Origin of the sequence: Hoeflea algicola (genome assembly GCF_026619415.1) — a bacterium.
Lineage (GTDB): Bacteria > Pseudomonadota > Alphaproteobacteria > Rhizobiales > Rhizobiaceae > Hoeflea > Hoeflea algicola.
The window spans coordinates 4178743-4196800 of sequence record NZ_JAOVZR010000001.1 but is presented as its reverse complement, the minus strand read 5'-3'; the positions used below and the strand labels follow the sequence as shown (position 1 = coordinate 4196800).

General features: G+C 61.5%; 10 protein-coding genes, 1 tRNA gene and 1 pseudogene. 4 read left to right on the top strand and 8 right to left on the bottom strand.

Going from position 1 to position 18058, the window contains the following annotated elements:
• Positions 1–45: 45 nt before the first annotated feature.
• Together OEG84_RS20430 and OEG84_RS20425 are read left to right on the top strand one after the other, a co-directional pair.
• Positions 46–1881, top strand: coding sequence for an efflux RND transporter periplasmic adaptor subunit (locus OEG84_RS20430; protein WP_267655442.1), 1836 nt, complete (start codon positions 46–48; stop codon positions 1879–1881).
• Between the two features lie 10 nt (positions 1882–1891).
• Positions 1892–5188, top strand: a complete 3297-nt coding sequence (locus OEG84_RS20425) for an efflux RND transporter permease subunit (protein WP_267656268.1) — start codon at positions 1892–1894, stop codon at positions 5186–5188.
• A 155-nt stretch (positions 5189–5343) separates the two neighbouring features.
• Here OEG84_RS20425 and OEG84_RS20420 read toward each other — a convergent pair whose 3' ends face one another.
• The 5 genes from OEG84_RS20420 to OEG84_RS20400 form a co-directional block, all read right to left on the bottom strand.
• The gene (locus OEG84_RS20420; RefSeq protein WP_267655441.1) at positions 5344–6030 is read right to left on the bottom strand and encodes an ABC transporter ATP-binding protein; all 687 of its coding nucleotides are present in this window, start codon (positions 6028–6030) and stop codon (positions 5344–5346) included.
• Positions 6027–6779, bottom strand: a complete 753-nt coding sequence (locus OEG84_RS20415) for an ABC transporter ATP-binding protein (RefSeq protein ID WP_267655440.1) — start codon at positions 6777–6779, stop codon at positions 6027–6029. The genes OEG84_RS20420 and OEG84_RS20415 overlap by 4 nt, the downstream gene beginning before the upstream one ends.
• The gene (locus OEG84_RS20410) at positions 6772–7761 is read right to left on the bottom strand and encodes a branched-chain amino acid ABC transporter permease (protein ID WP_267655439.1); all 990 of its coding nucleotides are present in this window, start codon (positions 7759–7761) and stop codon (positions 6772–6774) included. The genes OEG84_RS20415 and OEG84_RS20410 overlap by 8 nt, the downstream gene beginning before the upstream one ends.
• Entirely contained in the window at positions 7754–8674 is a 921-nt protein-coding gene (locus OEG84_RS20405; RefSeq protein ID WP_267655438.1) for a branched-chain amino acid ABC transporter permease, read from the bottom strand. The genes OEG84_RS20410 and OEG84_RS20405 overlap by 8 nt, the downstream gene beginning before the upstream one ends.
• A 76-nt stretch (positions 8675–8750) precedes the next feature.
• On the bottom strand, positions 8751–9893 hold the full coding sequence (locus OEG84_RS20400) for an ABC transporter substrate-binding protein (protein ID WP_267655437.1): 1143 nt from the start codon (positions 9891–9893) through the stop codon (positions 8751–8753).
• A gap of 338 nt (positions 9894–10231) precedes the next feature.
• Here OEG84_RS20400 and OEG84_RS20395 point away from each other — a divergent pair, with 338 nt between their 5' ends.
• Positions 10232–10468, top strand: a complete 237-nt coding sequence (locus OEG84_RS20395) for an Lrp/AsnC ligand binding domain-containing protein (protein ID WP_267655436.1) — start codon at positions 10232–10234, stop codon at positions 10466–10468.
• Positions 10469–10562: 94 nt separating this feature from the next.
• Here the strand turns inward: OEG84_RS20395 and OEG84_RS20390 are convergent.
• Positions 10563–10639, bottom strand: a tRNA-His gene (locus OEG84_RS20390).
• A gap of 173 nt (positions 10640–10812) precedes the next feature.
• Positions 10813–11271 (bottom strand): phasin family protein, encoded by a 459-nt coding sequence (locus OEG84_RS20385; protein ID WP_267655435.1) that lies wholly within the window; start codon positions 11269–11271, stop codon positions 10813–10815.
• Positions 11272–11513: 242 nt separating this feature from the next.
• Between OEG84_RS20385 and OEG84_RS20380 the strand changes: the two genes are divergently transcribed.
• Entirely contained in the window at positions 11514–15776 is a 4263-nt protein-coding gene (locus OEG84_RS20380; protein ID WP_267655434.1) for a PAS domain-containing sensor histidine kinase, read from the top strand.
• A 224-nt stretch (positions 15777–16000) separates the two neighbouring features.
• On the opposite strand, the pseudogene OEG84_RS20375 reads toward OEG84_RS20380, so the two are convergent.
• Positions 16001–17952: pseudogene (locus OEG84_RS20375) on the bottom strand (acetoacetate--CoA ligase).
• Positions 17953–18058: the final 106 nt, after the last annotated feature.

Below are 18058 nucleotides of genomic sequence, written 5' to 3'. Positions count from 1 at the left end.
CAGCCCTAATCTGGCCCAGATAAACGTGACCGCAGGAAGCATCGCATGGACACCGCTCAGGCCGACATTGCCCGCCAACGGGTATGTGACATTCTGGACAAGGTAAAATCCGTCTTCGCCCTCAACGGCTTTGATGGCGCATCAATGCAGGACCTTGCACAGGCCGCGCAAATGAGCGTGGGCAATTTCTACCGCTATTTCTCGTCCAAGAACGCCATCATCACGGCGTTGGTAAAGCGCGACCTCGAAGAGATCGAAGCGGTGTTTGCCACCATACAAACGGCCTCTGATCCAGGCGCCGTGTTCATGCAATTGCTGCGCTACCGCATCGAAAATATGCCGTTCGAAGACGCCGCCTTGTGGAGCGAGGTCCAGGCCGCCGCCAGCCGGTCGCCGGAAATCGCCGAGCTGATGCGCAACATGGAAAAGACTGTGCGCGGCAATATGGTCGACGCGCTAGTGCGAATTCACAATACCGACGACGCCGGCGCCGTGGAGGATTTTGGCATCCGCGCGCAATTCGTGATCCTGCTGATGCATGGCTTCGCTCAACGCATGAACTGCTCTGGCGAAAGCACGATGAATGAGCAGACCCGAGCCGTTGGCGAATTGTTGCTGTCAACCATTCGCGACGTCGCGTTCAAGCCCCTTTCAAACCCGAGCCGTAACCGGATTTTTCTTATGCGCAATTTCATTGCCTTATTGTTCAGCCTGCCGCTTCTTGCCGCTGCCCCTTTGTCGGCTGCTGCAGTCGATGCGGAAAAAACACCGGTAGCAACCACGCAACCGCCTTCGATCATTGCCGCGCGGGCGGTTGAGGCCCAAATCACCGACCGGGTGTTGGCCAACGGCATGATCACTGCCGTCGAGGAAGTGCTTGTGGCGCCGCAGGTCGAAGGTCTGGCGATCGAAAGCCTGAGGGCTGATGTCGGCGACCAGGTGGAAGCAGGCTCGGTGCTCGCCACCCTGTCAGACGACCAGCTTATCCTGCAGGAAAGCCAGCTGGAGGCCAACCGCGCCAAGGCGCTGGCCGCAATTGCCCAGCTTGAAGCCCAGCTAGCGGAAGTTAACTCGAACGCGGCAGAATCGGTCAAGACCAGCAAACGGGCGCAGCAACTGGCCAAGAGCGGCACCTATTCGAGTGTTCAGGCCGAGCAAGCCGAAGCCCAGGCTACCGCCGCGCTGGCGCGGGTCCGTTCGGTGGAACAATCGGTCAAGGTCGCAGAAGCCGAGATTGCGCTGATCGACGCGCAGCAGAAAGACATCGAGTTGCGGCTGGCCCGCACCGAAGTCAAGGCGCCGGTGTCGGGCGTTGTCTCGGCACGTGGCGCCCGGGTTGGCGCCATCGCCAGCGCCGGGGCCGGGCCGATGTTCTCGATCATCCGCGATGGGGCCCTGGAACTGCGCGCCGATGTGGCTGAAGTGGACATGCTCCGGATTGCCGAAGGCCAGGATGTCCAACTCAAGCTGATCGGCTCGGCGGAACCACGCGAAGGTACCGTCCGGCTGATCGAACCGACACTCAACCTGACCACGCGGCTCGGCATGGCCCGCATCGAGATCAAGAACAGCCAAGGCTTGCGCGCCGGCATGTTTTCAGATGCTGAAATCATCGTGGCGCAGCGGAATGCCGTCGTGGTGCCGGTCACCTCTGTCAACATTACCCCCGAGGGCGCCAACGTGCTCAAGATCAGCGACGGAACCGCCCGACGAACGGCAGTCACCATCGGCATTCGCGAGGGCGGTCTGCTGGAAATTGCGAAGGGGCTAGCCGCCGGAGACTTGATCGTCGCCAAGGCCGGCGCATTCGTGCGTGATGGAGACCGGGTGACACCGGTGGAACAGACCGACAGCGGCGATATTGCCGCAATCAGCCAGTGAGCCGCAGATGATGAACTTTTCCGCCTGGGCCATCCGTAACCCGATCGCCCCGATCCTGGCTTTCACGCTGCTGACGATTGTCGGCATCCAATCCTTCTTCACCTTGCCGATCACCCGGTTTCCCAACATCGACGTGCCGCTGGTGGCGATCACCGTGGCCCAGTCTGGCGCGGCCCCCTCCGAGCTCGAGGCGCAGGTCACCAAGGAAATCGAAGACGCCGTGGCCGGGATCAACGGCGTTGACGACATCGCCTCCACCGTGGCCGACAATGTCTCGACCACCACGGTGATCTTCCGCATGGAAGTGCCGACCGATCAGGCTGTGCAGGACGTCAAGGATGCCATCGACCGGGTACGTGGCGATCTGCCGGCATCGGTGGAAGAGCCGATCGTCACCCGCATCGACGTCGAGGGCCAGGCAATCATGACCTTTGCGGTCAACGCGCCGGGGATGACGCTGGAAGAGGCGTCCTGGTTTGTCGATGACACCGTCAAGCGGGCCCTGCAGGGCCAACGCGGCGTCGGTCGGGTCGACCGTTACGGGGGCGCCGACCGGGAAATCCGTATCGAACTCGATCCGGCGCGACTTGATTCCTACGGTGTCACCGCCGCCGACGTGAACCGCCAGTTGCGCGCCACCAACGCCAACCTCGGCGGTGGCCGTGGTGAAATCGGCGACCGCGAACAAGCGATCCGCACGCTCGGCAATGCGGCTGATGTGCAGGCGTTGTCGGAAACGACCATTGCCTTGCCAAATGGCCGCTACGTGCGGCTTGGCGATCTCGGCCAGGTGCGCGATACCTATGAAGAACTGCGCTCGTTCGGCCGCTACAATGGCGATCAGGTGGTCTCGTTTGCGGTATTCAGGGCCAAAGGCGCCAGCGAAATTTCCGTCGCCGAGGTGGTAACCGAGACACTGGACGAGATCCGCGCTGACAACCCCAACGTCGAACTGGTACCGGTCGACGACACCGTGTTCTACACCTATGGCAACTATGAATCCGCGCTGCAGACGCTGGCCGAAGGCGCCTTGCTGGCGGTGCTCGTGGTGCTGTTGTTCCTGAGAAACTGGCGGGCGACGCTGATCGCCGCGGTGGCGCTGCCGCTCTCGGCAATTCCGACATTCTTCGTGATGGAGCAGCTTGGATTCTCGCTCAACCTGGTCAGCCTGCTGGCGATCACGCTGGCGACCGGTATCCTGGTCGATGACGCGATCGCCGAGGTGGAGAACATCTCGCGCCACATCCGCATGGGCAAGACGCCCTACCGGGCCTCGATGGAAGCCGCCGACGAGATTGGGCTGGCGGTGATTGCCACCACCTTCACCATCATCGCGGTGTTCGTGCCGGTGTCGTTCATGCCCGGCATTCCCGGCCAGTATTTCAAGCAGTTCGGCATGACCGTGGCCGTCGCCGTGATGTTCTCGCTGCTGGTGGCGCGGCTGATCACGCCGATGATGGCCGCCTATCTGATGCGCGACAGCGACGGCCATGACGCCGAAGGCCAGACCGACGGCCGGATCATGCGGGGCTACACCTGGTTCATCTCCAAGACGCTGCGCTGGCGCTACACCACGTTGCTGGCGGCGATTTGCTCGCTGGTGGTGGCAGTGCATTTCATGGCGCAGGTGCCGGGTTCATTCCTGCCACCTGAAGACGTCTCCCGTGTCAGCGTCAGCGTTGAGCTGCCGCCCGGCGCCACCCTGGCCGACACTGACCGCACCACCCAGGCCATGCGCGACGTCATCAAGGATGTCGACGGTGTGGACAACGTCTTCATTCTCGGCGGCACCTCGCCGAAGGGCGAAATGGATATCCGCCGCGCCTCGGTCTCGGTGCTGCTTGAGAAAATCGAACATTCGGTGCTCAAGAAGGTGGTCAACGGGCTCGCCGGTGCGGTGCCGCTGGTTTTCGATTCGCTGCCGCGTATGGAGGTTCTGGGCCGAACCCGGTCGCAAGCCGAAATCGAGGCGGAAATTTTCGACAGACTGGCGGTGATCCCCGACATTCGCGCCTACAAGCTCAACGACCGCGGCGACCGCGACCTGACCTACAACGTCATTTCCACCGACGAGGCGGCGATCGACCGGGCTGTAGCCATGCTCGAGCCGAGACTCAAGGCCGAAGAGGTGTTGTCCAGTGTCTCCATTTCCGGTGCGCTGCCGCGCCCGGAAGTCCAGATCCGGCCAAGAACCGAGGAAGCCGCAAGACTCGGGGTCACCACCGCACAGATCGCTGAAACCGTGCGTGTCGCCACCATCGGCGATATCGACGCGGGGCTGGCCAAGATCACGCTCGACAACCGGCAGATCCCCATTCGGGTGCAGCTTGATCCGATCTACCGGACCGACATCGACCGGATCGGCAATCTGCGGATTCAGACGGCGCGCGGTGTTTCGGTACCGCTCACATCGGTGGCCGACATCGAGATCACGCAAGGTCCCTCGACCATCACCCGCTTCAACCGGCAACGGCAGGCAACGATCGGCGCCAGCCTGCCAATCGGCGTGGCGCTCAACACCGCCAAGGACCGGTTCAACGAAATCGTCAAGACCACCGAGCTTCCAGCCGGGGTTCAGGTGATGGAATCGGGCGACGCCGAAGTCCAGAACGAGTTGATGTCCAGCTTCCTCAACGCCATGCTGATGGGGCTTCTCTTGGTACTGACGGTGCTGATCCTGTTGTTCAAGGACGTGATCCAGCCGTTCACGATTCTGTTGTCGCTTCCGCTGGCGATCGGCGGTGTTGCCGCTGGCCTGATCATCACCAACAACGCGCTGTCGATGCCGGTGCTGATCGGCATCCTGATGCTGATGGGCATCGTCACCAAGAACGCGATCCTGCTGGTCGATTTTGCCGTCGAACTGATCCGCACCGGCCGCGACCGTGTCGAGGCGATGATAGAAGCCGGGCAGAAGCGGGCCCGACCGATCGTCATGACCTCGATCGCCATGTCGGCGGGCATGCTGCCAAGTGCGCTCGGGGTGGGTGAAGGCGGATCGTTCCGCGCACCGATGGCAATCGCGGTGATTGGCGGCATCATGGTCTCCACCGTGCTCAGCCTGGTGGTGGTGCCTTCATTCTTCCTGATCATGGATGACCTGTCACGGCTTTTGGGCCGGATCTTCGGGCGCTTCGTCGGACCGAAGGAAGAAGAAGCCGAAACCATGGAACCCGAAGCGATGACGGCAGCCCTCAGTGGCAATGCCGACGAGATCGCCGACCTGCGGGCCCGATTGGCACGGCTGGAAAGCCGCACAGAACCAACCCCGCCAAAACTGGTGGTCACCCGCGAAGCTGCCGAATAACAGCCATCGCAAAGGAAGGGCTGTTCATCAACGAGGTTGCCGGAACAACCATCCGGCAACCGCATAGCTTCAACGCGGGCTCATGAGAGTGGAACGGGAGCAACCGGAGTCTGAAATGCGGTTTGGAATAGCGACTGAGGCTTTCGACCCACGCTTCAAACGCCGAGCATCTCGGTTTCAATATCACGGGTGAGTTCAACCGGGGTGCCGGTCCAGACGCTTTTGCCACGGGCCAGGATAACGCAGCGGTCGGCCACGGCGCGGAGTTCGGAAAACGCCTTGTCGATGACCAGGATCGACTGTCCACCCTGTTTCAGCTTGGCAATCGCCGCCCAGATTTCCTGACGCACCACCGGGGCCAGCCCTTCGGTTGCCTCGTCAAGGATCAACAGCCGCGGATTGGTCAGCAGCGCCCGGGCAATCGCCAGCATCTGCTGTTCGCCGCCCGACAGCGTCGCCGCCGTCTGGCCCAGTCGTTCGCCAAGCCGGGGGAACAGGGCGATGGCAGCGGGCTGGTCCCAGGCGCCGGGGCGGGCCGAGGCCATCAGGTTTTCAGAGACTGTCAGGCCTGCAAAACAACGTCGGCCCTCCGGCGCCAATCCGATTCCGAGCCGGGCGGCGCGGAACGACGGCAACACCGTGAGATCCTGACCGTCAAACCGGATCTCGCCACGGGTCGTGCGCAGCATTCGCGAGATCGCCCGCACGGTGGTGGTCTTGCCCATGCCGTTGCGGCCCATCAGGGCCACCAGTTCGCCTTCAGCGATATCGAGATCGACACCGAACAGCGCCTGCGAAGCGCCGTAAAAGGCTTCGAGGCCGCGCACCTGGAGCAGGCTCATGCTTCATCCTCCCCGAGATAGGCGGCGCGCACTTCCGGATGATTGCGGATATCGTCGGCATTCCCACGGGCGATGATGGACCCGGCAACCAGCACCGAAATGCGGTCGGCCAGCCGGAACACCGCCTCCATGTCGTGTTCGATCAACAGGATCGGGGCCTCGTTGCGCAGCTTGTCGAGAAAACCGATCAACCGGTTAGAGCCTTCCTGGCCGAGGCCTGCCATCGGTTCATCCATCAGGAAAATCCGCGGCCGCATGGCAAGCGCCATGGCGATTTCCAGCAGCCGCTTTTCGCCATGCGAGAGTTCACTGACGCGGACACCAGCACGGTCGGCCAGGCCAACGCGCTCCAGCGCTTCCATCGCCTCGCCGGTCAGATCGCTATCCTTGGCGACTGGGCGCACAAAGCCGAACACCGAGCGCCGCCGCGCCTGTGCTGCCAGCGCCACATTGCCGCGTGCGGAAAACTCCGGCACCAGCGAGGAAACCTGAAAGGTGCGTGTCAGCCCGAGCCGGGCGCGCGCAGCCTGTCCGAGATCGCCGATCTCGCGGCCGCCAAACCGGATCGACCCGGCATCAGCCTTGAGTTCTCCAGCCACCAGCTTGATCAGGCTCGACTTGCCGGCGCCGTTGGGCCCGATCAGGGCGTGGATTTCGCCAGGCTTGAGATCCAGATCGACATTGTCGGTTACCTTCAACGCGCCGAAGGATTTATCGAGGCCGGAGAGCGAGAGAACCGAATCAATCATGCCGCGCCCTCCCCGCCAGCAGGCCGATAAAGCCGCCACGGGCAAACAGCACCACAGCCAGAAGCGCCGCGCCGAGGAAGAACTGCCAATGGCTGGTGAAACTGCCAAACACATGCTCGAACAGCACAAACAGGCAAGCGCCAACCACTGGCCCGAACAGCCGGGCGACGCCGCCGAGAATGATGAACACCATGATTTCGCCGGACTGGTGCCAGGACAACATCGAGGGGCTGACAAAGCGGTTGAGATCGGCGTAGAGCGCGCCGGCGAGCCCGGTGACCATGCCGGAGATGACAAAGGCGGCAAGCTTGATCCCGTAAGGTGAGAGCCCGAGGGCTGCGACCCGGCCCTCATTCTGGCGCACCGCCTGCAGCGCGGTGCCGAAGCGTGCGCCGGTCATCTGCCACTGGGCGATCAGAACCACCATCAGCACCGCGTAGCAGAGCAGGAAGAAATCGAGCGGCCTGAGCGTGTTGATCCCGGGAAAACTATTGCGGACATAGATCGAAAGACCATCCTCGCCACCATAGGCGGGCCAGGAGATGGCGAAATAATAGATCATCTGCGCGAACGCCAGCGTGATCATGATGAAATAGACGCCCGATGTGCGCAGGCTGAGCAGACCGATGACCAGCGCGGCGACGCCGCTGACCAGCATCGCCACCAGCCACAGCACCAGCATCTGGTTGGTGCCATTGACGACGAACGGCGAGGTCATCAGCGGCTCGTAATTCTGGTGATGGGTGGCAACAATACCCACTGCATAGCCGCCAAGACCGAAAAACGCGGCATGGCCGAAGGAGACCAGCCCGCCCAGGCCGAGCGCAATGTTGAGGCCGACACCGGCCAGCGCCAGAATGGTGGCGCGGGTGGCGAGCGTCACCAGGAATGGTTCATCGGCAAAATAGGCAATCAACGGCCCGATGAGCAGGATCAGCGCCAGCACGATGTTGAGACGTCGTTCGGTGATCAGCTCAGGCATTGGCGGAAAACAACCCTTTTGGCTTGAAGACCAGGACGACGGCCATCAGCAGGTAGATCAGCATCGAGGCCAGTGCGGCGCCGACGCCGCGGGCGGCGGAAGCCTCCATCACGGTGGCAAGCAGTGTCGGCAGCAGGAAGCGCCCCATCGTATCGACCAGGCCGACGATCAGGGCAGCGACCAGCGCGCCGCGGATCGAGCCAATGCCGCCGATGACGATGACCACGAAGGCGAGGATGAGTACCGGTTCGCCCATGCCGACCTGGACCGACTGGATGGCGCCGATCAGCGCACCCGCAAAACCGGCAAGGCCTGCGCCGAGCGCGAACACCACCGTGTAGAGAAAACGGATATCGACACCCAGCGCGGCAATCATCTCACGGTCGGATTCGCCGGCGCGGATCTGCATGCCAAGCCTGGTGCGGCTGATCAGCAAGCCAAGACCTATCGCCACCAGCAGGCCGGCAACAATGATCGCGAGGCGATAGGCGGGATAGGGCAACCCGCCGGGCAGCATCACCGGACCCGAGAGCATTGCCGGCGGATCGAGATAAAGCGGAAACGAGCCGAAGACAAAGCGCACACCTTCGGAAAACATCAACACCAGGGCGAAGGTGGCCAGCACCTGATCGAGATGATCGCGGTCATAAAGCCTGCGGATCACCACCATCTCGACCAGCGCGCCAAGGGCTGCGGCTGCGACCAGACTGGCCACCAGGCCGAGCCAGAATGAACCGGTATACGCCGCCACCGCTGCGCAGACGAAACCGCCAACCATGAACAGCGAGCCGTGTGCAAGGTTGATCAGCCCCATGACGCCGAAGATCAGGGTCAGCCCGGCCGCCATCAGAAACAGCATGACGCCGAGTTGCAGTCCGTTGAGGATCTGCTCGATAAAAAGGGCAACACTCATTGATGGCCGCGCTCACACCAGGGCAAGAAAGACAGGCCGGGCGGAACCACATGGTCCGCCCGGCACTGGTGCATGATCACATCTTGCAATCGACGGCATAGGCGTCGGCATGGTCTTCAAGCGCCACACCAATCAGTTTGTTGGTGTAGACATCGCCTTCCTTGACCACTTCGCGGACATAGATGTCCTGGATCGGGTGGTTGTTGTTGCCGAATTTGAAGTCGCCGCGGGTGGACTTGAAATTGGCCGCCTTCAGCGCTGCGCGGAAAGCGTCCTTGTCGGAAATCGAGGCCGCATCCATGGCCGAGATCAGCAGGTTGGCGGTGTCAAAGCCCTGACTCGAATAGAGCGATGGCAGACGGCCATACTCAGCAGTGTAGCTTTCGACAAATGCCTTGTTGGTCTCGTTGTCGAGATCCTTGGACCATTGCGAGGTGTTCTTGACGCCGAGGGCTGCGTCGCCCACTGCCTGCAAGATGTTCTGGTCGAACGAGAAGGCAGGTCCGAGCAGCGGGATTTCCACGCCGGCACCGGCATATTGCTTCATGAAGGCAATGCCCATGCCGCCAGGCAGGAAGAAGAAGACGCTGTCTGCGCCCGAAGCCCGGATTTCAGCGATCTCGGCAGCATAGTCGGTCTGACCGAGCTGGGTGTAGATCTCGTTGGCAATTTCGCCCTTGAAGAAGCGCTTGAACCCGGTCAGTGCATCCTTGCCGGCCGGATAGTTCGGCGCCAGGATGAAGCTCTTCTTGAAACCGGCGGTGGTTGCATAGGCGCCCATGCCTTCATGCAGATTGTCGTTCTGCCAGGCGATGTTGAAGTAATTCTCGTTGCAGCCGGCGCCGGCAAGCGCGGACGGACCGGCATTCGGAGACAGATAGATCTTGCCCTGCGCCACGGCGCTCGGAACCACGGCCATGGCCAGGTTGGACCAGATGATGCCGGTCATCACGTCGACCTTGTCGGACTGGATAAGCTTGTCGGACAGCTGAACCGCGAGATCGGGCTTCTGCCCGTCGTCTTCGATGATCAAATCGATATCGGTGTGGCCGGATTGTTTTACCGCCAGCTGAAAGCCGTCACGCACATCAATGCCCAGCGACGCGCCGCCGCCCGACAAAGTGGTGATCATGCCGACCTTGACCGGCTCGGCGACCGTTGCCGACACGCCTGCCATCAGGCCTGCCACTGCCGCGATTGCTACGAATGATTTTTTCATTGTGGATCCTCCCGTTGTTATTCGACACCGCCGGCGCTTGTTTCATTCCGGTCGATATCTTAGCTTGTTTTCACGGCGGCCTGCCTCCGCCTTGCAGCAGAACCTTATCAGCAGGCCCGCAGAATTCCAGTATTTTTTTAAGCTTAAAGTATTTCTCGATCGAATGCCCCTTGCGATCTTGGCGCGGTCATGGTTCCAACGTGGTTACAGGGTGGAGCCGATGCGGACCGAGATGTGGCCGCAAGGGTTCTGCCCCACACAAATGACGCGCCGCTGGCATTCGGCCAGGTGCAAGGATGCTTCAAGGGCCGCGCCCGCCGCAAACTGGGAGATTTTCGATGCAATGTTTTTTCGTGGAATTTCAATGCAAGCTCGGCCAAGCCTATGCGGTGGCCGATGAGATCGCCAATCGCGAAATCGCGTCGGAGATCTACTCCGTCAGCGGCAGGTTCGACCTGATGGCCAAGTTCTACATCGAGGATGACGTCGACATCGGCCGGTTCATCGCCGAACAGGTCCACACCGTTCCGGGCATCGAGCGCACTCAGACGATGCTGACCTTCAAGGCATTTTAAGCGCTCAAGGGAGGGTAAGCGCCGGCCGTGCGGAAAGCCCGGCCACGGCTGCTCGGTCGGGCGTCATTCCAGACAATGTGCTTGAAGAAAGAAATGGTACGATTGGGTGGGCTCGAACCACCGACCTCCGGATCCACAATCCGGCGCTCTAACCAACTGAGCTACAACCGCACACCAGCGTCCAAGGATCAGGTCCAAGCCGCTTTCTTGTCGCTCACATACGGCGGTCGGCTGTTTTTTGCAAGAGGTGTCGGCGCTGTTTTGGCATTTTCAGATGGTTGAAATCGACAAAGCAAAAGGCCGGGCGCTGGGCCCGGCCTCTGATCGTCTGGCAACTGATGAAATCAGGCAGCCTTGAATTCGTCCATGGCCTTGGTCGACACGGTCTTGACCGGTGCAGACACGTCTTCGGCAACCTTGCGGGCGGCTTCCTGCATGGTCTTGGCCTGGTCGGCCATCAATTCAGCCTGCTTGCGGAAGAAACCGGTCTGCAGTTCGACCATCTGAGCAACCGACTTGACGCCAAGCAGGGCTTCCATGTGCGACAGCGAATGCTCGGTGTTGACGCGGACGGCATCGATTGCCTTGAGGCTGAGTTCGACGGTGCCGGCCTGGGCATTTTCGAGGGTGGTTTCGACTGCCTTGGTTGCGTCTTCGGCAACGGTCTTGACCTTGGCGTAAGCTTCCTTGCTCTGGTTGACCGACTTGTCGGCCATTTCGCGGTAGCTGTCAGCCATGGTGGTCATGTCGAAAGTCGGGAACTGGAACATTTCGGCAGTGGTTGTGGTTTTCTTGGTCGCCATGTCACTTCTCCTTGAAGCATCAGGGGGACCGGTAGCGGCCCCGTTTCAATCTGAAGAGACCTATAGCAAGCTTTATGGTGCAGTGCAATATAAATGTGCGACGCACCATACGTTAACCGTTTCTTGACAATTCGGGGCCAGCCAACCGCCTCCGGCTGGACCGGCGCTGGCGTGAAAGCTATTAATAAACCCTTAATCCGCCTGAATACGGCGGCAAATTCCGCCGAAACTGGATTCCAACCATGCTGGCACATCATTATCCGTTCATTGACCTTGCAGTTCACGCCGCAGTCAGGGACCGTTTTGCCAAGGGCGGCGCCGTTGCGGTGCTAAGCCCTGATCTTGACGAAGTATTATGGGCCAATGGCGCGGCGGCGCATCTGTTCGGTTTCGACACGATCTATGATGTGCTTGAAGAAGGCATCGGCGGCCAGCCGGTCACCCGGCGACAGATCGAAAGTGCCGTCAGCGGATTACAGCGCACCGGCAAGCCGCAGAATTTCACCATGCGGCTGGCGCGCGGTTTTTCGCGGGCGATGACGCCGGCGCTGCTTGAGCACATCACGCTGCCCGATGGCGCGCAGGCCTTGCTGCTGAGCAGCCAGACTGGAACGGTGCTGGCGCCCGGCGCCCGGGCACGGCAGATCATCAGCGGATTTGAGGGCACCGGCACCCATGTCGCCGTGCTCGACGCCAAGGGCGGAATTCTCGCCGCCTCGCGGACCTTTGACGATATCGGCCTTGCCGATGCCGACATTGCCCGGATGATCGCCGATGTGGCCAGCGAGGACGACCGTCTGGTCAAGCGTATGGTCGAAGCCCGCAACGGATCGATGCCGGCGGCGATCGGCAGGCTGGCAGACGAACCGCTGTTGCACCTCCTTTTCGCGGTAGAGCCCGCCCAGGAAGAAGAACAGCCGGAGGACGAAACAGAAGCGTCGGTGGGCGCTGCCGTCGTGGCGTCCGGGGCGCAAAACGTGGTGTCGTCGGATGACGCCGCCGAGACCGCTTCCGCGCAGTCCAGTGCCGCAGCTGTATGGCAACAGCCGAAACCTGCAGAGCACGAAACCACGGAACCGGAGACTGTCGAAGCCGAAGCTGGTGAGATCGAGACTGGCAACGCCGAAACCGGCGGAAACGGGATTGACGAGGACACGTTCGACGCAGAAGCGGCAGACAGGGAGCCCGCAGATACCGACCCGGCAAGCACGGCCCCTACTGGCATCGTTGATGCGGACCGTATCCGCGAGGAACTTGCTGCCAGCACCGACACGCCGATTGAAGCAGACGACATCCCCCTGCCCTTCGCCGAAGCCAGGGGTCTCGAAGTTACGCCGATCGAGGATGACGCGGTCGGCCCTGACGAAGAGACTACTGATGGCGATGATACTGACAGCGCAACACAAACTACGGAAACACAAACAGAGGTCCGCCCGAACGTCGATGACGTGACGGCTGACGCCGATTCAATTGTTCCGGCGGACCAGGCCCCCGAAGCCAGCACGCCGGCGGTGGCATCGACTGACCGTGGCGAACCGGAGTCCATACCAGATCATGCGGCCGCTCCTGGCGTTCCCGCCGAGGAGCCGCAGCCGGCGAGAATTGTGTCCGCATCTCAAGATGCACTGAGCAAGCAGGCTGCGGCGGCAACTGACTTCACGTTCGACCCCAACAGCAAGCCGGCGCGCTTTGTCTGGAAGATTGACCGCGAAGGTGCCTTCAGCGAAGTCTCGCCCGAATTCGCCGCGGCTGTCGGCCCCAATGCCGCCGATATCATCGGCCGCAAGTTTCCCGACCTCGCACGGGTGTTCAATCTGGACCCGGATCACGTGATCACCGATCTGCTCAACCGCCGCGACACCTGGTCGGGCAAGACCGTGTACTGGCCGATCCAGGGCACAGATCTGGCCACGCCGGTGGATCTTGCGGCGCTGCCGACCTACACCCGCGACCGTCAGTTTGACGGGTTTCGCGGATTTGGCATCGTCCGCAGCGGCGAAACCCGGAAGGACCCCGAAGCGCTGGGGCTGGCGCTGGTTTCAGGCTCACCCGACGCGGCGCAAGCCGAGGCCGTCGATAGACAGGATGAAGCCGACGCACTGCAAGATCACGCCGATGCTGTAACGACAATTGAGCCTAACGGCCTGGAAGGCCCTGCGGGTGAGGATGAGGCTGCGCTTGAAAGCCTCGACATGAAGCAGGATCTTGATGATCTGGCACGGCTCGATGGCATCGACGATAGCGACCAACTTGCGCAGGCTAACGACGAACCGCAAGGCGCCGACGAGGCTCCTGCAGAGAGCCCCGTGAGTGCCGACGATCCGTTCCGTGGCGAGCAGCCGGCGATCCGGTTGGCCGAAACCCGGATGCGGCGCGACAGCGACAAGATCATCAGCCTCGAAGCGCGACGGCCCCGGGCGCCACGGGAAAGCCTGTCGCCAGGCGAACAGGCGGCGTTCCGCGAAATCGGCGCGCGCCTGAGCGAAACATCGTCAGCCAGTGCTGAGGCAGACGCAACCCACGCCGCTTCAGACGACGATGCAGCAACATCGCAGCAATCAGTTGATCAGCAATCTTTCGGAAAACGCCAGTCACCGGCCCCCGATGAGCAATCGGCCGCGGGCGACATAGACATCACGTTTGACCGTCCGGATGAACCGGACGTTGAGCACCTGGAAGCGGAGGCATCCGAGCAAGCAACGGCTGCGCCGATGTCAGATCTGACAACCGCCGAGACGCCGGAGTCAGATCCGGCAACCGCCGAAACAATGGCCGAGCAAACACCGATCGAGGCAGACCCCACACCACAAAGCGCTGCCCAGGAAGAAGATACCATCACGTCCGAGGCAGCCGCCGTTTCCGATCCGGACGAGACGCCGGAAGTTGTCTGGCCGACACCGGTCGAGCCACCGCTTCCCTCGGCCTTTGCCTTGCCGCCGCGCCAGGTGATGCAATCGGGGCTTGATCCACATCTGGTGGACGCCATCCCGACGGCGCTGCTGGTGCATACTGGCGACCAGTTGATTCATGCCAACGCCGAGTTTCTGGAACTGACGGGCTATGGCTCGCTCACCGAGCTTGCCGCTGACGGCGGTCTCGAGCACCTGCTCGACCGGCCCGAGCAGCCGGAAGCGACAATCGAGGATGGCGGCTTGATCGTCCGGCGTGGCGACGGCGGCACACGTATGGTCACTGCGCGGCTGCGGTCGGTCAATTGGGGCGACGGCCAGGCGCTGCTGCTGGCGCTGTCACCGATCGAGACCATCGCTGCTGCCCCGGTTGCGCCGCTGCATGCGGTCGCCGACACGGAGGAAGCCGCATCGGAAGAAACAGCCCCTGAAGATGATACCGCCCGGGAATCCGAAGAAGCGGGCCAGACCAGCGCGCTCGAGATCGAAACCCGGGAACTGCGCTCGATACTCGAGACCGCGACTGATGGCGTTGTCATTCTCGACAATGACGGCACCATCCGCTCGATGAACAGCTCGGCCTGCGCGCTGTTCAATTATGATGAGAACGAAACCCGCACCCAACCCTTCGCGATGCTGTTTGCCCATGAAAGCCAGCGCGCCGTGATGGATTATATCAATGGCCTGGCCGACCACGGGGTTTCGAGCGTTCTCAATGACGGGCGCGAGGTGATCGGCCGCGAGGCAGCAGGCGGTTTCCTGCCGCTGTTCATGACCATCGGCCGACTGACGGGTTCGAACGGTTATTGCGCAGTGCTGCGCGACATCACCCAATGGAAACGCACCGAGGACGAGTTGCGCACCGCCAAGCGCGCGGCCGAAACCGCCAATTCGCACAAATCGGATTTTCTGGCACGCGTCAGCCACGAGATCCGCACGCCGTTGAATGCCATCATCGGGTTTTCGGAAATGATGGCGGAGGAGCGCTTCGGTCCGATCGGCAGCCCGCGCTATCTCGAATACGCCCACGACATCGGTAATTCCGGCAAGCACGTGCTCGACATCGTCAACGACTTGCTCGACATTTCCAAGATCGAGGCGGGTCAGGTGGACATGGAATTTGTCGCCGTTTCGCTCAACGATCATCTGGCCGAAAGCGTCTCACTGCTGCAGCCGATGGCCAACAGCCAGCGGGTGATCATCCGCACCAGCCTGTCTGTGTCGGTGCCCGATGTCGTCGCCGATCAGCGCTCGATCAAGCAGATCGCGCTCAACCTGTTGTCGAATGCAATTCGTTACACGCCGTCGGGCGGCCAGATCGTTGTATCGACCTCCTATGAAAGCTCGGGCAATGTCATCATTCGCATCCGCGACACCGGCATTGGCATGAACCGCAAGGAGCTTGAGCAGGCGATGAAGCCGTTTGGCCAGGTTGGCCCCGGCCCGCGCCAGCGCGGCGAAGGCACCGGGCTCGGCCTGCCCCTGACCAAAGCCATGGTGGAAGCCAACCGGGCCCAGTTCGATATCGTCTCCGCGCCCGGAGAAGGAACCCTGGTTTCAATCTCGTTCCCGCCGCAGCGCGTGCTAGCTGATTGAAACAAAAGACAAAAAAAGGGGACCATTGCCGGTCCCCTTGTTAGTTTCAAATCTGTGCTGACCACCGTTGGCGGGGGCGGAACTGCCCTGTGGTTGACACGATTAATGCGTGAAAACTGTTACCGAGACCTTACCGGTTTTGCTCAAATTTAACCAATCGCTAAGACTTCGTTTGCCTTGGTTAAATTCGAATACAGCAATTTGTTAACCATGGCCTGCCTGTTTCAACTCCGCAGCTCGGCAAGATCGGCATACAATTCCAACGCCTCGGGATTGGCCAAGGCCTCCTGGTTCTTGACCTCTCGTCCGTGAACGATGTCGCGAACCGCGAGCTCGACGATCTTGCCCGACTTGGTGCGCGGAATGTCCGCCACCGCAATGATCCTGGCCGGCACATGCCTGGGCGAAGCACCGGTCCTGATGCGGGCGCGGATCTTTGCCTGCAGCGCGTCGTCAAGCTCAACACCAGCGGCCAGCCGCACGAACAGGACGACGCGGACATCATCGTCCCATTCCTGGCCGATGCAGATCGCCTCCGCGACTTCGTCCATCTGTTCGACCTGGTTGTAGATCTCCGCCGTGCCGATCCGCACACCGCCCGGATTGAGCGTTGCATCGGAACGGCCATGGATGACGATACCACGATGGGCGGTCCATTCGGCGAAATCGCCGTGGGTCCAGATATTGTCGAAACGGGAGAAATAGGCGGCATGATATTTCTCATCGTCGGGATCGTTCCAGAAGCCAATCGGCATTGCCGGGAACGGCTTCGTGCAAACCAGTTCGCCCTTTTCGCCGGTAATCGACTTGCCGCCCTCGTCCCAGACGTCGACGGCCATGCCCAGTCCCGGCCCCTGGATTTCACCGCGATAGACCGGCAGCGCCGGAATTCCCAGCACGAAGCAGGAAACGATGTCGGTACCGCCGGAGATCGACGCCAGATGCACATCGGGCTTGATGCCTTCATAGACGAAGCTGAAGCCCTCAGGCGACAGCGGCGAGCCGGTGGAGGTCATCAGCCGCAGCGACGAAAGGTCATGAGTCTTCACCGGTTCCAGCCCTGCCTTGCGGACCGCATCGATGAATTTGGCCGAGGTGCCGAAGATGGCAAAGCGTTCGTCGGCGGCGTAATCGAACAACACATTGCCATCGGGATAGAACGGCGAACCGTCATAGAGGCACAAGGTCGCACCCACCGACAGACCCGAGGCCAGCCAGTTCCACATCATCCAGCCGCAGGTGGTGAAATAGAACAACCGATCGCCGGGATTGATGCCGCAGTGCAGCCGATGCTCCTTGAGATGCTGCAGCAATGTGCCGCCGGCCGAATGGACGATGCATTTGGGGATGCCGGTGGTGCCGGATGAAAACAGGATATAGAGCGGATGCGAGAATGGAAGTTGCTCATAGACCACCGGGCCCGCCGTATAATCGGCGATGAAGGCTGCAAGGGTTTGCCCCCCGGCACAGCCGCTGCGACCGCCTCGGCGTCGTCCAACAGCGGCACGATCACGGTGGCTTCGGCGCCGAGCTCGGCGGCTATCTCGGCCAGCTTGTCAGTCACCAGCTGGCGCTTGCCATTATACCAGTAGCCATCGCAGGAAATGAACAGTTTGGGCTCGATCTGGCCAAACCGGTCGAGCACGCCGCGAACGCCGAAATCGGGCGAACAGGACGACCAGATCGCCCCGATCGACGCCGCCGCCAACATGAAGGCGATGGTTTCTGGCATGTTCGGCATCATTGCCGCAACCCGGTCGCCCTTGCCGACACCATGAGCGCGAAACGCCTGCTGCAGCTTCGAGACCAGCGCCGCGAGTTCGTCCCAGCTCATCTGCCGACTGAGCTTGTCCTCGGCGCGAAACAGCATCGCCGGCTCGGCGCCACTGCGCACCAGCAGGTTCTCGGCAAAATTCAGTTGCGCGTCGGGGAAAAACCGGGCGCCGGGCATGGCGTCGCCATTTTCGACAATCCGCTCACCCTTGGTGCCGCGCACGCCGCAAAAATCCCACAGCGCCGACCAGAAACCTTCGCGGTCGGCAATCGACCAGTCGTGCAGGGCGAACGGATCGCTGAGCGACAATCCAGCTCTCTCGCCTGCAAAGGCGGCAAACGCCATCCACGGGCTGTCCTGCAATTGCTTGGCGTCCGGGGTCCACAGCGGCGCTTCTGTCATCTTCTGCTCCTGCGATATCATGCGGCTAACTTGTTCCCGATTTAGTAGCACCAGCATGCGCTGATGCAAACTGCCGTTCGGCTTTGCTCCAAGCCCTTGATGGCAA